A 14,050-nucleotide genomic window follows, 5' to 3' on the forward strand; every position below is an offset into this window, starting at 1 on the left:
CGTTGTGGCCCCGTTCCGCGTCCACTCGACTCTCGGTCCGTCGCCGACCGGACCCGAACGGGGCCCCGCGGCGACGCCGGGCCGCGTTCCGCGTCCGGTCAGCCGAACTCCTTGCGCATCTGGATCGACGTCGGCTCGTAGCCGAGCGACTCGTACAGTCCCCGCGCCGTCGTGTTGAAGCCGAAGACGTTGAGCGCGAGCGCCCGGTAGCCGCGCGAGCGGGCGTGCTCCTCCGCCAGCAGCATCGCCGCGCGGCCGAACCCGCGGCCGCGCTCCGACGGGTCGACCTCGACGTCCCAGATGTAGGCGACGCCCTCGAGCTCCTGCGGGTGCGGGCCGACCCAGATCACGCCGACCGGGCGTCCCTCGTCGAGGACCCGCAGCAGGTCGTGGCCCGGTGCGAGCACTCCGCCCGGGAACAGCCGCTCGTCGTTCGCGTCCGCGTTCCGCAACGCCGCGGCCTCGTCGTCGCCCGCGCGCATCCGGTCCGCGACGTAGGACGCGCGCTGGACGGACATCCACTCGGCGAGTTCGGCGAGCGGGAACGGCGCGAGCGACACGGGCATGCCCCCACGCTCGCACACCCGCCGCGCAACATCAGCTGAGACGGGTGGGCCTCGCCCCACAGGGGAGGCCCACCCCTCTCAGCTGATGTTGCGCGCGGCTCCGGCGCCGAACCGCGATCAGGAGCGGTCCGCGCCCTCGCGCTCCGCCGCCGCGGTCTGCTCCGCGTGCTTCTTCTTGCCGAAGCGCGTCGCCAGGAACAGCAGCGTGCCCACGATCACGTAGCCGGCGGTACCCAGCCAGACCACGCCGGTCTGCTGCGTCAGCAGCACGACGCTCGCGATGATCGCGAGGATCGGAACGACCCGCGGCACCGAGAAGTGCGGGTGGTCGACGCGGTCCTTCTTCAGCACCAGCACCGAGATGTTCGCCGAGATGAAGACCAGGAGCAGCAGGAGCACGGTCGTCTCGGCCAGCGTGCCGACGTCGCCGATCAGGCTGAGCAGCATGGTCACGCCGCCGACGACGACGATCGAGACCCAGGGGGTGCGGCGGTTCGGCAGCACGCGGCCGAAGGCGCTGGGCAGCAGACCGGAGGACGCCAGTCCGAACCCGACCCTGCTCGCCATCACCATGAACAGCAGCGCGCCGTTCGCGATCGCGATGAGCGCGATCAGGCCGAACAGCCACGGCGGCACCGCCACGCCGCTGGCCGCGACCACGTCGAGCAGCGGGCCGGTCGACTCCGCGAGCTCCTCGTTCGGCAGCACGATCACCGCGCCGAGGGCGATCAGCAGGTAGACCACGGCGGCGGTGATCAGCGCGCCGAACAGCGCGCGCGGGTAGACCTTCGAGGGATTGCGCACCTCCTCGGCCATGTTCGCCGCGGCCTCGAAGCCGAGGAAGGAGAAGAAGGCGACGATGGAGGCGGCGAACGCGCCCTGCAGCGGCGCGACCTCCGGGTTGAACTCCAGGACGCGGCCGGCGTCGCCGTTGCCGCCGCCGAAGAAGATCGCGGCGCAGACGATCACGATCACGAGTCCGCTGACCTCGATCACCGAGGCGACCAGGTTCGCGGTCAGCGACTCCTTCACCCCGCGCAGGTTGATCAGCGTGAGCACCGCGATGAAGACGATCGCGGTCGGCACGGGCGGCACGTCGAGCAGCGCACCGAGGTAGTCGCCGGCGAACGCGTTGGCGAGCGAGGCGGCGGTGGTGATCCCGGAGGCCATCATCAGGAAGCCGACCAGGAACGACAGGTACGGCTTGCCGAAGGCCCGGTCCACGTAGCGGGCGGCGCCGCCGGCGTGCGGGTACTTGGTGATCAGCTCGGCGTAGGTGCCGGCGGTCAGCAGCGCGATGACGAGCGCGATCAGCAGCGGCAGCCAGATGACGCCGCCGACGTCCGCGGCCATCGTGCCGACGAGCGTGTAGATGCCGGCGCCGAGCGTGTCGCCGACGATGAAGGCGAAGAGCAGCGGGCCGGTGATGACCTTCTTCAGCGACCCTCCGCCCTTCACGGGGGCACTGGCGGCGGCGTTCGTCGTTTCGGTCATCCGGTGATTCCAACGAGAACGGGCGCCAGGCGCAACCCCTGCCGCGAGATCGCTGCGTGATTTCTCATGCTCGAAACACGCGGCCCCTCCCGCCGTGCGCCACGATGGGCCCACGCCCCGCGACGGATCGAGGACCCCCTGTACGACAGCACCCCGCGTCCCGGTCTGCCCGAGCGGCTCGCGCGCCTGATCCGCCTCCGCACCGTCTCCGCCGAGCTCGAGACCGTCGACGAGGCGCTCGCGCTGCTCCGCGAGCTCTACCCCCTGACTCACGAGCATCTCGAGCCCGAGCGGATCACCGACCGCGGACTCCTCTACCGCTGGCCGGGCCGCGACTCCCGTGCGGACCCGCTGGTCCTGATGGCGCACCTGGACGTGGTGCCGGTCGAGGACCCGGCCGCCTGGACGCACCCGCCCTTCGGCGGCGACATCGTCGAGGGCGCCGTCTGGGGCCGTGGCGCCCTCGACGACAAGGGCCCGCTCGTCGTCGTGCTCGAGGCGGTCGAGAACCTGCTGTCCGCCGGCGTCGTGCCGGCCCGCGACGTCCTGCTGGCGTTCGGCGGCGACGAGGAGGTGCGCGGGGCATCGGCCCGCGCGATCGCCGAGACGCTGCACGAGCGCGGGATCGTTCCCTGGCTCGTGCTCGACGAGGGCAGCGCCGTCGTCGAGGCGCCGCTGCCCGGAGTCGTCGGGCCGGTCGCGATGATCGGCGTCGGCGAGAAGGGCCTGCTCACGCTCCGGCTGACCGCGCGCTCCGCCGGCGGTCACGCCTCCGCCCCGCCGCGACTCACCGCGGTCGGCAGCCTGGCGCGGGCGATCACCCGGCTCACGCCCTCGACCTTCCCCGCCCGGGTCCCGGAGGCGCTGGCCCGCGCGCTCGCGCTCCTCGCCGACCGAGCACCCGGCGCCCGCGGCGCGCTCTATCGGCTGCTCGGCGCCCGGCCGCAGCTCGCCGGGCCCGTGCTCGCGGCGCTCGGCGGCGAGACGGCAGCCCTGGTCCGCACCACGATCGCGCCGACGATGCTCCGCGCGGGGACCGCCGACAACGTGCTCGCGGCGGAGGCGTCCGCCGTGCTGAACCTGCGACTCGCCCCCGGGGAGACCGCGGCCGGGGCCGCCGAGCGCGTCCGCCGGCGGATACGCGACCGCGAGGTGACCGTCGAGGTAATGCTGGGGGAGGACCCGTCGCCGCAGTCGCCGAGTGACGGCGCCCCCTTCGCGGCGCTGCGGGCGGCGCTCGCCGTCTCGCACCCCGAGGCGGCGGTCGTCCCCTACGTCATCAACGCGGCGACCGACTCGCGCCACCTGCACCGCTTCGCCCCCGCGGTGTACCGCTTCGCACCGCTCCTGATGACGAAGGAGCAGCGCGCCGGGATCCACGGTGTCGACGAGCGCGTCGACATCGCGGCCCTCGAGCGCGGCGAGCTCTTCCACCGCGCCCTGATCACCGGGCTCGACGCGTGAGGGCCTGGTGAGCCGCAGGCCGCGCAGGCGCCGGGTGTAGGTTCGTCCGTCGTGGAGACGGTGCCGATGCAGAGCCAGGATCACGAGCGGACCCAGGACGGGCCACCGGCCGGGGACCGCGTGCTCGCCGATCTGCGCGAGCTGCTCGGCGACCGCGTCCTCACCGACGCCGACGTCCTCGAGGCCTACCGCCACGACGACGCCGAGTGGGCGCCCTCCGGGCTGCCGCTGGCGGTCGTCCTCGCCGAGAGCGCGGAGGACGTGGCGCACGCCGTCCGCGTCGCCGCCCGCGCGGGTCTGAGCGTCGTCCCGCGCGGAGCCGGCACCGGCCTCTCCGGCGGGGCCAACGCGCTCGCCGGCTGCCTCGTCGTCTCGCTCGAGCGGATGGACGCCGTCCTCGAGATCGACGCCGACGAGCGCTTCGTCGTCGCCCAGCCCGGCGTGATCAATGACGCGCTGCGGGCGGCCGTCGCCGAGGCCGGACTCTGGTACCCGCCGGACCCGGCCAGCTCCGCCATCTCGACCATCGGCGGCAACGCCGCCACCAACGCCGGCGGCATCTGCTGCGTGAAGTACGGCGTCACCCGCGACTACGTCCTCGGCATGAAGGTCGTCCTCGCCGACGGCTCGCTCGTCAGCCTCGGCCGCCGCACCGCGAAGGGCGTCGTCGGCTACGACCTCACCGGCCTGATGGTCGGCTCGGAGGGCACGCTCGGCATCATCGTCGAGCTGACGCTCCGCCTGCTCCCGCTCGCGGGCCGCGAGCAGCGCGCGATCGTCGGCTCCTTCGGCTCGCTCGAGGACGCCGGAGTCGCGGTCGCCGCGATCTCGGCCGCCGGCATCATCCCCTCCGCCCTCGAGATCATCGACAGCACCTGCCTGCGCGCCGTCGACGACTGGCAGCACCTCGGGCTGCCGCACGGCGTCGACACGCTGCTGCTGGCCAAGGTCGACGAGCCGGGGGAGGCGGGCCGCACCGCCGCCGACCGCGTCGAGGCGCTGATGGCCGGCGCCCGCGCGCTCTCGGTCGAGCAGGCCACCGACCAGGACGAGGTCGACCGGCTCTTCCTCGCCCGCCGCCTGGCCTACCCGGCGCTCGAGCGTCTCGGTCCGGTGCTCACCGAGGACGTCTGCGTGCCGCGCCGCGCCGTCCCCGAGATGCTCGCCCGCATCCGCTCGGCCGCCGCCGACCACGACGTGGTCATCGCGACCATCGCGCACGCCGGCGACGGCAATCTGCACCCGCTGATCATCGCGCCCGAGGGCGACGAGGCCGCGAAGGGCCGGGCGAAGAGCGCCTTCGACCGCATCGTCGAGGACTGCCTCGACCTCGGCGGCACCGTCACCGGCGAGCACGGCGTGGGCCTCCTGAAGCTGCCGGGGGCGGCTGAGGAGCTCGGCCCGCGCGTGCTCGGGATGCACCGCTCGATCAAGGACGCGCTCGATCCGCTCGGCGTGCTCAACCCGGGCAAGGCGTTCCCGGCCTGAGCCGGCGCGGGCGTCGGCCGTCGGCGGTCAGCGCGCCAGGAACTCCAGCAGTGCCTCGGTGAAGGCCTTCGGCTGCTCGATGTTCGCCGCGTGACCGTCCTTCTCGATGACGAGGGAGTCGCCGCGCGGGGCGAGCGAGGCCGCGGCGGCCGCGTGCTCGGCCGGCCAGAACTCGCTCTCGCGGCCGGCGACGAAGAGCACCGGCACGCTCGTCCGCGCGATCACCGGCCGCCAGTCCGCCGTCGCGTGGTCGTTCAGCAGCCGCCGCTCGGTCTCGTTCAGCTCCCGGCGCTCGCCGCCGCCGAGCGCCTTCAGCAGCCGCGCGATCCGCACCGGCCCCTTGGACGCGACACTCCAGCGGCCGGGATCCGGGATCGTCGTCGCGAAGAGGGTGTCGCGGTTCGCCTCGGTGTAGTCGTAGAAGCCGTAGGGCCAGTCGTCGCCGTTGAGCATCCGGGGCGTCTGGTCGACGATGACGATGCGGTCGACGCGGCTCTCGTCGGTGCTCTCTCCGGCGCTCTCGTCCGCGCTCGCTCCGGTACTCGCTCCGGTGCTCTCGTCGGTGCTTCCCGCCGTGCCTCCCGCGGAGCCGGCCAGGAACGCCCAGATCGAGTTCCCGCCCATCGACCCGCCGACCAGCGCCGCGCCGCACAGATCCAGGTGGCGCAGCAGCTGCGCGAGATCCGCGCCGTGCCGGAACATCGTCGCGCCGGCCTCCGTCCGCTCGGACAGCCCGTGCCCGCGCCGGTCGAACGAGATCACCCGGTAGCCGGCCTCCGCGAGCGGCCCCTGCTGGGGCTTCCAGCTCGTCGCCGGCGCCTTGAACCCGGCGATCAGCACCACCGGCCGCCCGGCCGGGTCGCCCTGCCCGGTCCAGTTCAGCCGGACCCCGTCGTCCGTGGTGAAGTCCGGCATCGTCGCCCCTCGTCGCTCTCGTCGCGACCTGCTCCGGCCGCTCCTCGCCACGCTAGTGCGGCGGGAGGCGCGGGTCGCTGCAGACGGAAGGGCGACTCGCGATCAGGCCTCCTCGAGCACGCTCCGCACCGCGTCGTTGGCCTCGCGCCACTCCTCCGGGTCCGCCTCCTCCCAGAGCTCGGTGAGCTCGCTGCCGGGCGAGTCGGAGGCGGCCAGCGCAGCGAGGGCGAGCGCCACGAGCTCGTCGTCCGGACGCCCGGCCCGCTGCACGAAGTGCGTGATCGTGTCGGCGTGCGGACCGCCCTCCCGGCCGAGCCCGCGTGCGACCACCTCGGCGGCCGCGATCGCGAGGGTCGCGGCATCCGCGTCCACCTGCGCCGGCCCGACCGCGGCGTCCAGCGCCTCGCGGACGTACTGCCAGTCGCCGGCCTCGTCGAGCTCGTAGACCCAGTCGCTCGCCGTGTCGTTGCCGAACGGCTCTCCACTCCATGCACCCATGGCCCGACGCTACGCCGACGCACGCGCGGCCGCACCGCCGACGCTCCGATCGATCCGTCGGGGAAGCACCTGCCGGAGAACGCGAGGCAGCCCTTCACGACGGATCGAAGCGGGCGGGACAGCCCTTCGCGACGGATCGATCCGCGCGGAGGAGGGTCGTGCCTCAGGCCAGCCGCTCGCTGAGCGCGACGATGACGCCCTCCGGGCCGCGGACATACGCCATCCGCCAGGCACCCTCGTACTCGCCGACACCGCCGACCAGCCCGTACCCGTCGCCTGCGAGCCGCTCGAGGACGGCGGCGAGGTCGTCGACGACGAAGGCCAGACTCCGGAGCCCCGGCTCGTCCGCCTCGACGGGGGCGGGGACGGGCCGCGGTGCGGGCCGGACGAACCGCGAGAGCTCGACGGCGGTCCCGCCGCCGGGCGGCCGCAGCATCACGATGTCGGTCCGGGCGTCCTGCATGCCGACCACCGTGTCGAGGAACTCGCCCTCCACGGGCGCCCGCCCCTCGAGCACGAGGCCCAGCCCGACGACGAAGAACGCCGTCGCCGTCTCGAGATCGTGCACTGTCACGCCGACGTGGTCGAATGCGGTGATCCCCACCATGAGCGCCTCCTCGTGTCGAGCACAGTCAGGCAGGGTGGGGGCCCGCTGTCAACGGGCGGCCGATCCCTGCTCCGGGGCGGTGAGCGGGCGGGTCGGCCCGCCGCTCCGAGTTCCCGAGGCGTTCATCACCGGGAGTCCCTCGCGCGTGACCCGGCTCGCCCGCACTGGGTAGGCTGTACTGCTCCGTCGTCGAGGGGGAGCGGTCGCGGAGGAACGATGGGCAAGAAGCGCAATCAGGGACGATCCGGGAACGGGCGCTCCGGCGGCTCCGGCGGCCAGGGCGGCGGCCGCACGGCCGAGACCGCGCTGATGGTGCGGTTCCGCAGCTGGTACCGGTCGCACCTCGCCGACGTCGCCGTCCTGCACGAGCACCTCGACGTCGACGAGGCCGTGGAGGTCCTCACCGACCTCTTCGCCATGACCCGCGACCTCCGCCCGCGCGGCTCGTTCGCCCAGCCGGACGCCGAGCTCCTCGAGGCCGTCTTCGACCAGATCGAGGCCGACCTCTCCGGCGAGGAGAGCGAGGCCGACCTGGACGACACCCTCTTCACCGTCGCCGAGGTCGTCGAGCACTTCCTCGACTTCCTCACCGACGAGGACCTCTGGACCGGCACCGACGAGGAGCTCGACGAGTGCCAGGCCGTGCTCGACGAGGTCCTCGACCTCGCCGGCTCCTTCGTCGAGGCCGTCCTCGACGACCTGCTCGAGGTCGAGGAGGTCCCGGACGCCGAGATGCTCTCCGCCGCCCGCGCCACCGCCCTCGTGCACGCCGCCGACGTCGTCGTCGAGCACCTCGCCGCCACCGACGGAGCGACGATCTCCGAGCGCGCCGCCCGCGAGATCGTGGTCGAGGCCGGTGTCGCCTCCGCCGGCTCGTCGCCGAGCGACGACGCCGTCCGCATCCCGGTCTCCGCCTGGTGGGACGCGCTGGTCGCCTCCGACGTGCTCGACGCCGACGGCTCCACCGCGGGCCTCGGTGACGCCGCGCCGGCCTGGCGCAGCTCCGAGGCGCGCGAGGCCACGGTCGAGCGCATCGCCTACATCGCCCGCTTCATCGAGCTCTGGCTCGTCAGCGCGCAGGAGGCGCTCGCCGCCGCCGACACCGAGAACGGCGCCTTCTCGCCGCGCGAGCGCGCGATCACCACCACCGACGCCGTCCTCGCGCGGATCGCGGTCGCCTGCCAGGCGCAGATCCACGAGGGCCTCGTCGTCGGCGAGCTGGTCGACGAGCTCGCCGCCGATCTCGACGTCTCGCTCGAGGACGCGCTGGACGAGCGCGAGCGGATGGTCGGCGCGGCCGAGCGGATGCTCGACGAGGCCGCCGAGCTCGGACTGCTGCTGCACTCGCCCGAGTTCGGCTACGTGCTCCCCGAGGGCCTGCAGCCGGTCCTCGCCTCGGTCGTCCGCGCGAGCATCGTGCTGCTCGGCGCCCGCGACGCCACCCGCCTCGAGATACTCGACGAGGCGACGGAGGACACCGACGCCGCCTACGCCCTGCACGTCTCGCTGCTGGGCACGAAGCCGGTCGTCTGGCGTCGGCTCGAGCTGTCCTCGGAGTCGTCGCTGCGCGATCTGCACCTCGCCCTGCAGCTCTCGCTCGGCTGGACCGACGCGCAGCCGCACTACTTCAGCGTCGGCGTGCCCGACGAGGAGCAGGCGCCGATCGGCTCGCCGGCCGACGCGGAGGAGCTCGGCTCCGGCCTCGTCGACGAGGGTGGTGTCGCGCTCGCCGAGGTGCTCGAGAGCGTCGGCGACGAGCTGTTCTACGTCTACGACCTCGAGGACGAGTGGCGGCACGTCATCCGCCTCGAGTCGGTGTCGCCGCTCGGCGCCGCTCTGCCGCGCTGCACCGGCGCGCGCGGCGCGGCTCCGCTCGACGCCCCCGGCGGCCCGGCGGCTTGGGCCGACACCGTCCGCGCCGCGACCGACCCGTCGTCCGCCGACCACGCGGAGGCGCTCGACGCCCTGGGCCTCGCCCCCGGCGCGACGTTCGACCCCGCGAGCGTCGACGTCGACGGCATCAACCGCTCGCTCGGCCTGCTCCGCGCGGCGGTCTGACCCGTCCGCGCCGCAGAACGTCAGCCGAGAGGCCCCGTCATCGCCGATCGCGGCTGACGGGGCCTCTCGGCTGATGCTGTGTCGTCAGTTCTCCGTCACGGCGTGAGCAGCAGCTTGCCGATGTGCCCGGAGGCGGTCATCCGCTCGTGCGCCCGCTCGGCCTCGGCCAGCGGGATCACCTCGTCGACCACCGGCCGCACCGTCCCGTCCGCGACGAGCGGCCAGACGCTCTCGCGCACCGCGGCGACGATCGCGCGCCGCTCCGCCAGCGGCCGGGCGCGGAGCGTCGTGGCGTGGACCGCCGCGCGCTTGCGCATCAGCGTCCCGATGTCGAGGGAGCCCTGCGCGCCGGACTGGTTGCCGATGAAGACGACGCGGCCGCCGAGCGCGAGCGCCTCGACGTCGCGGGCGAGGTAGTCGCCGCCGACCGGATCCAGGATCACGTCGACCCCGCCGTCCGTCTCGGCCGCGATCCGCTCCACGAAGTCCTGCTCGCGGTAGTCGATCAGGATGTCCGCGCCCAGCGCCCGGCAGGCGTCGAGCTTCCGCGGGCTGCCGGCCGTCACGGCCACCCGGGCGCCGATCGCGGAGGCGATCTGGATCGCGGTGGTGCCGATCCCGCTGCCGCCGCCGTGGATCAGCACGGTCTCGCCGGCGCGGAGCCCGGCGACCAGGACCAGGTTCGACCAGACGGTCGCGGTCGTCTCGGGCAGCGCGGCGGCCGAGATCAGGTCGACGCCCTCCGGCACCGGCAGCAGCAGCCCCGCGTCGACGACGACGTGCTCGGCGTAGCCGCCGCCGGAGAGCAGCGCGCAGACCTCGTCGCCCTGGGCGACCGTCGTGACGCCCTCGCCGAGGCCGACGACGGTCCCGGACACCTCCATGCCGAGGATCTCCGACGCTCCGGCCGGCGGCGGGTACACGCCGGCGCGCTGCCCGAGGTCGGCGCGGTTCACGCCCGCGGCGGCCACGCGGAGCAGCACCTCGCCGGGTCCGGGGGAGGGGGTGGCGGTCTCCTCGAGCACGAGGCGGGAGTCGGGGCCGGGGTTCTCGACGCGGATCGCAAGCATCCCGCGATGCTACGCCGCGCGCCTCCACGGGCGGTCCCGTCCGATCCGCAGGTGATCCGGCGCTCCGCCGGCGCCTCCGCGCGGACGAGAGCGCGCTCCCGCCGGGACCGCCTGCGGATCGCGCGCCGGCGTCAGGCGTGCTCCGCGAGGAACGCCAGCACCGCGTCCTTGAACGCCCGCGCCGGCACCGTGCTCGTGTGATCGCGGCCCGGGACGCTGACGAAGCGCGCGCCCGCCTCCTCCGCCAGCCGCGCCCCGCCTGGCGCGATCGGGTCGGCCCCGCCCGTCACCATCAGCGTCGGCAGCTCGGGGTGCGCGCCGAGCTCCGGATGCGCCCCACCGCGCACCCCGTCGGCCACCGCCACCAGGGCGGCCAGGTCGTTCCCGGCGACGCCCTCCGCCATGCCGATGAACGCGCGGGTGAACCGGTCGTCGATCTCGCCGCCGTCGGCCACCCGCGCCCGGGCCGCCGCCGCATCGAAGTGCCGCAGCGGCTCGCCCACCGTGAGCCCGCCGAGGCTGAGCGTCGCCAGCAGCTCCGGGCGCTCCAGCCCGAGCACCCAGCCCATCCGCGCGCCGAGCGAGTAGCCGAGATAGTGCGGAGCGATCAGGTCGTAGGTCTCGATGACCCGCACGATGTCGGCGACCATCAGGTCGACCCCGTACGCGCCGGCGCGATGCGGCTTCTCGCTGGCGCCGTGCCCGCGCTGATCGAGCGCGACGACCCGGTACCCGGCGCGAGTCAGCGTCCGCAGCCAGCCCGCCGTCTCCCAGTTCAGCACCGCGTTCGACGCGAATCCGTGCACGGCCAGCACGGTCGGCGCCCCCTCGTCGCCGAGCGCGTACGTCGCGATCCGCGTCCCGTCGTCGGCGACCACGGACACGGGCGGGGGGAAGGCGATCGGCGTCACCCCACCACCCTGCCATCCCGCGGACGCCTGCTCCTCCGCGCTCCGCGGTGTCCGGACCGGCGAGCCGGTGTCGGACCCTCGGACGGCGACGAGCCCGCGTCCGGCGCCATCCTCCCGCGAGCGCGATGAACATCGCATCGATCTCCGTCTCCGTCGTGACCACCTTCCTCATCAGCCGGCTGGTGCTCTTCCTCCGGCACCGACGACGCTGAGCACGACGACCGACGGACGCCGCGGTCAGCGTCGCGGAACAGGACCTCGAGTCGCCGTCAGCGCACCGGACGGGAGGAGCGGACGAACGGCACCGCGATGACGAGGCGGACGCTCCGGCCGCGGCCCGAGCGGACGCCGAGCACGACGCAGAGCACGAGGTTCAGCACGAAGAGGCCGAGGATGGCCGCGATGGTGAGGGTGGGCCAGCCGCCGCCCCAGGTGACGCGGACCGAGACGAGCGCGAGGTGCAGCGGCACGAGCATCAGCTGGAGGGCGAGATAGGTCAGCTGCCAGTTCACGGCGACGACGCCGTTGCGGTCGCTCAGAGTGCCGCCGCGACGCCGGGCGCCCCAGGCCAGCACCGTCGCCGTCACCGAGATCAGCGGGGAGAGGATCACGAAGCCCGCGATCGCCGACAGTCCGGCGAGCCAGACCGCGCGGGCCCCGCGGCCGTCGCGGCGACGGCGCAGCGTCTCGTCGTCGTCCATCCGCGGCCGCTCCCTCGCGATCGTCCCGGCGCACCGCCGGTCGTCCCAGTCTCGCACCGGCCCCCGGGAGTGAGCGGGGGGTTCCCCCTCCCGCCCGGGGGTTAGCCGGATGGGGGAGGATCCGCGTCCTCCGTAGCGTGGAGGCATCGCCGGGCGCCCCGGCACCGCACCCCGCAGAAGGAGCACCGACCATGTCGAACGCCGAGACCACCCCGACCGCCGCCACCACGTCCACCCGCACCACCTCCGCCGACGAGCAGCCCACCGAGGTCTACGGCTCGACCGCCGTCCTCACCGACCCGGCCCCGGAGTCGCGGCAGCAGCAGTCCGAGCAGCAGGACCCGCCGTTCGAGCGGCCCGTCGCGCAGCACCCGGCCCCGTACGGCGTCCCGCCCGTCGCCGCCGCCCCGGCCCCGTCCACCCCGTTCTCGCTGACCAGCCTCATCCTCGGCGTCACCTCCGTCTTCTTCGGCCTCACCGTCATCGCCCCCGTCGCCGGCCTCGTCTTCGGCATCCTGGGCCTCCGCCGCGAGCCGACCGGCCGCACACTCGCGATCTGGGGCATCGTCCTCAACGCGGTGATGATCAGCCTCGTCGTGCTCTTCGTCGTCGCCCTGCTCTTCCTCGGCCTGCTGGTGCCGTTCGTCGCGATCGCCACCGGCACCGACGTCGACTGACCGGGCAGGCGCTCCCGACTCAGGTCAGGAACGCCCGCAGCAGCGCCGCGGAGGCGTGCACGTGCTCGGTCATCAGCCGGGCCGCCTCCGCCGCCCGACCGGTGAGGATCGCCGTCACGAGTGCCCGGTGCTGCTCGTCCGCGTGGGCGATGTTCCGCGGCAGCAGCGGGATGTCGTCCAGCAGGGCGTTCACCCGCGTCCGGCTCTCGGCGACGAGCGGCAGCAGCGACGGGACGCCGGCCAGCTCGGCGATGGTCAGGTGCAGCCGCGAGTCGAGCCGCCGGTAGTCCTCGGGGCTCGCGTCCTCGACGTCGGCGAGAGCCCGGAACAGCTGCTCCCGATCGGCGGCCGTCAGGTCCGCGCCGGCCGCGAGCCGCGCCGCCCCCACCTCGAGGATCTCGCGCAGCGCCACCACGTCGTCGATCTCGGCCCGGTCGAAGCCGCGCCGGCCGACCGGCGCCGCCGGCAGCTCCTCCGCCACGAAGGCCCCGCCGTACCGGCCGCGCCGCACCACCAGGTAGCCCGCGTCCGCGAGCGAGGCGATCGCCTCGCGCAGGGTGTCGCGCCCCACGCCGAGCTGCGCGGCGAGCTCGCGCTCGGAGGGCAGCCGCTCCCCGGGCCCCACGAGCCCGAGGTTCACCGTCTGCATCAGCCGCTGCACCGTCTCCTCGAAGGCGTTGCCGCGGAGCAGCCGTCGCAGGACCGCCTCCGCGGCGCTCGCCGCGGGGGCCGCCCGGCGGCCCTCCGCGTCGGCGTCCGCCCCGCCCGCCCCCGTGTCCGCGCTCACTCCGGGGTCACGTAGGCGGAGGAGATGCCGCCGTCGACGAGGAACGTCGCCCCGGTGATGAAGGACGCGTCGTCGCTGGCGAGGAACGCCACCGCGGCGGCGAGTTCCTCCGGCTCCGCGAAGCGCCCGACCGGGATGTGCACCAGCCGACGCTGAGCCCGCACCGGATCGGCCGCGAACAGTTCCTGCAGCAGCGGGGTGTTCACCGGACCCGGGCAGAGCGCGTTGACCCGGATGCCCTGGCGCGCGAACTGCACGCCCAGCTCACGGCTCATCGCGAGCACCCCGCCCTTCGACGCGGTGTAGCTGATCTGCGACGTCGCCGAGCCGAGCACCGCGACGAACGAGGCCGTGTTGATGATCGATCCGCGACCCTGCTTCGTCATGTGCCGGAGTGCGGCACGGCAGCAGAGGTAGACCGACTTCAGGTTGACGTCCTGCACGCGCTCCCAGGCCGGCAGCTCGGTGGTCTCGATGGAGTCGTCGTCGGGCGGCGAGATGCCCGCGTTGTTGAAGGCGATGTCGACCGAGCCGTAGGCGTCGACCGCGGCCTGGAAGAGCGCGTCGACCTCCGCCTCGCTGGTGACGTCGACCCGCACGAACATCCCGCCGAGCGCCTCCGCCACCTCGGTGCCGCGCGCGATGTCGACGTCGGCGATCACCACGCGCGCCCCCTCGCGGGCGAAGCGCGTCGCGGTGGCGAGGCCGATCCCGCTGGCGCCGCCGGTGACGACGGCGACCTTGCCGGCGAGGCGCTGCGTGAGGTCGATCGGGGTGGTGTCGAGGGGAGGGAGAGCCATGGTGCGGCCTTTCA

Annotated in this window: 14 protein-coding genes; 4 read left to right on the forward strand and 10 right to left on the reverse strand. The window is 74.2% G+C overall.

The genetic code is table 11. From position 1 onward, the window contains the following. Positions 1-98 precede the first annotated feature (98 nt). Together MT353_RS18730 and MT353_RS18735 are read right to left on the reverse strand one after the other, a co-directional pair. A complete protein-coding gene (locus MT353_RS18730; RefSeq protein ID WP_243625580.1) occupies positions 99-566 on the reverse strand; it encodes a GNAT family N-acetyltransferase in 468 nt (155 codons plus the stop codon). Positions 567-683: 117 nt separating this feature from the next. Beyond that, the gene (locus MT353_RS18735) at positions 684-2,060 is read right to left on the reverse strand and encodes an APC family permease (protein ID WP_243625581.1); all 1,377 of its coding nucleotides are present in this window, start codon (positions 2,058-2,060) and stop codon (positions 684-686) included. A 66-nt stretch (positions 2,061-2,126) separates the two neighbouring features. Between MT353_RS18735 and MT353_RS18740 the strand changes: the two genes are divergently transcribed. Both MT353_RS18740 and MT353_RS18745 read left to right on the forward strand, forming a co-directional pair. Next, complete coding sequence (locus tag MT353_RS18740) at positions 2,127-3,524, forward strand: M20/M25/M40 family metallo-hydrolase (RefSeq protein WP_243625582.1); 1,398 nt, start codon at positions 2,127-2,129, stop codon at positions 3,522-3,524. Between the two features lie 66 nt (positions 3,525-3,590). Next, positions 3,591-5,012 (forward strand): FAD-binding oxidoreductase, encoded by a 1,422-nt coding sequence (locus tag MT353_RS18745; RefSeq protein WP_243625583.1) that lies wholly within the window; start codon positions 3,591-3,593, stop codon positions 5,010-5,012. 27 nt (positions 5,013-5,039) lie between these two features. On the opposite strand, the gene MT353_RS18750 is transcribed toward MT353_RS18745, so the two are convergent. The 3 genes from MT353_RS18750 to MT353_RS18760 form a co-directional block, all read right to left on the reverse strand. Beyond that, on the reverse strand, positions 5,040-5,927 hold the full coding sequence (locus MT353_RS18750) for an alpha/beta fold hydrolase (RefSeq protein WP_243625584.1): 888 nt from the start codon (positions 5,925-5,927) through the stop codon (positions 5,040-5,042). A 102-nt stretch (positions 5,928-6,029) separates the two neighbouring features. Then, on the reverse strand, positions 6,030-6,425 hold the full coding sequence (locus MT353_RS18755) for a DUF4259 domain-containing protein (protein ID WP_160090315.1): 396 nt from the start codon (positions 6,423-6,425) through the stop codon (positions 6,030-6,032). 163 nt (positions 6,426-6,588) lie between these two features. Further along, positions 6,589-7,032, reverse strand: a complete 444-nt coding sequence (locus MT353_RS18760) for a VOC family protein (RefSeq protein ID WP_243598621.1) — start codon at positions 7,030-7,032, stop codon at positions 6,589-6,591. Between the two features lie 216 nt (positions 7,033-7,248). On the opposite strand from MT353_RS18760, the gene MT353_RS18765 reads away from it, so the two are divergent. Next, positions 7,249-9,090, forward strand: a complete 1,842-nt coding sequence (locus MT353_RS18765) for a plasmid pRiA4b ORF-3 family protein (protein WP_243625585.1) — start codon at positions 7,249-7,251, stop codon at positions 9,088-9,090. Positions 9,091-9,185: 95 nt separating this feature from the next. On the opposite strand, the gene MT353_RS18770 is transcribed toward MT353_RS18765, so the two are convergent. From MT353_RS18770 to MT353_RS18780, 3 genes are all read right to left on the reverse strand, one after another. Continuing rightward, a complete protein-coding gene (locus tag MT353_RS18770; protein ID WP_243625586.1) occupies positions 9,186-10,160 on the reverse strand; it encodes an NAD(P)H-quinone oxidoreductase in 975 nt (324 codons plus the stop codon). Between the two features lie 131 nt (positions 10,161-10,291). Further along, positions 10,292-11,071 carry an alpha/beta fold hydrolase gene (locus tag MT353_RS18775; protein WP_243598624.1) on the reverse strand — a complete coding sequence of 260 codons (780 nt, stop codon included), beginning with the start codon at positions 11,069-11,071 and terminating at the stop codon, positions 10,292-10,294. 269 nt (positions 11,072-11,340) lie between these two features. Beyond that, on the reverse strand, positions 11,341-11,772 hold the full coding sequence (locus MT353_RS18780; RefSeq protein WP_243625587.1) for a DUF4870 domain-containing protein: 432 nt from the start codon (positions 11,770-11,772) through the stop codon (positions 11,341-11,343). 191 nt (positions 11,773-11,963) lie between these two features. Between MT353_RS18780 and MT353_RS18785 the strand changes: the two genes are divergently transcribed. Further along, complete coding sequence (locus tag MT353_RS18785) at positions 11,964-12,449, forward strand: DUF4190 domain-containing protein (RefSeq protein WP_243625588.1); 486 nt, start codon at positions 11,964-11,966, stop codon at positions 12,447-12,449. A 19-nt stretch (positions 12,450-12,468) separates the two neighbouring features. Here MT353_RS18785 and MT353_RS18790 read toward each other — a convergent pair whose 3' ends face one another. Then, complete coding sequence (locus tag MT353_RS18790; RefSeq protein WP_308197540.1) at positions 12,469-13,236, reverse strand: FCD domain-containing protein; 768 nt, start codon at positions 13,234-13,236, stop codon at positions 12,469-12,471. Next, complete coding sequence (locus MT353_RS18795; protein WP_243625589.1) at positions 13,233-14,036, reverse strand: 3-oxoacyl-ACP reductase; 804 nt, start codon at positions 14,034-14,036, stop codon at positions 13,233-13,235. The genes MT353_RS18790 and MT353_RS18795 overlap by 4 nt, the downstream gene beginning before the upstream one ends. Positions 14,037-14,050 lie beyond the last annotated feature (14 nt).

The organism is Rathayibacter sp. VKM Ac-2927 (assembly GCF_022815525.1).
Lineage (GTDB): Bacteria > Actinomycetota > Actinomycetes > Actinomycetales > Microbacteriaceae > Rathayibacter > Rathayibacter festucae.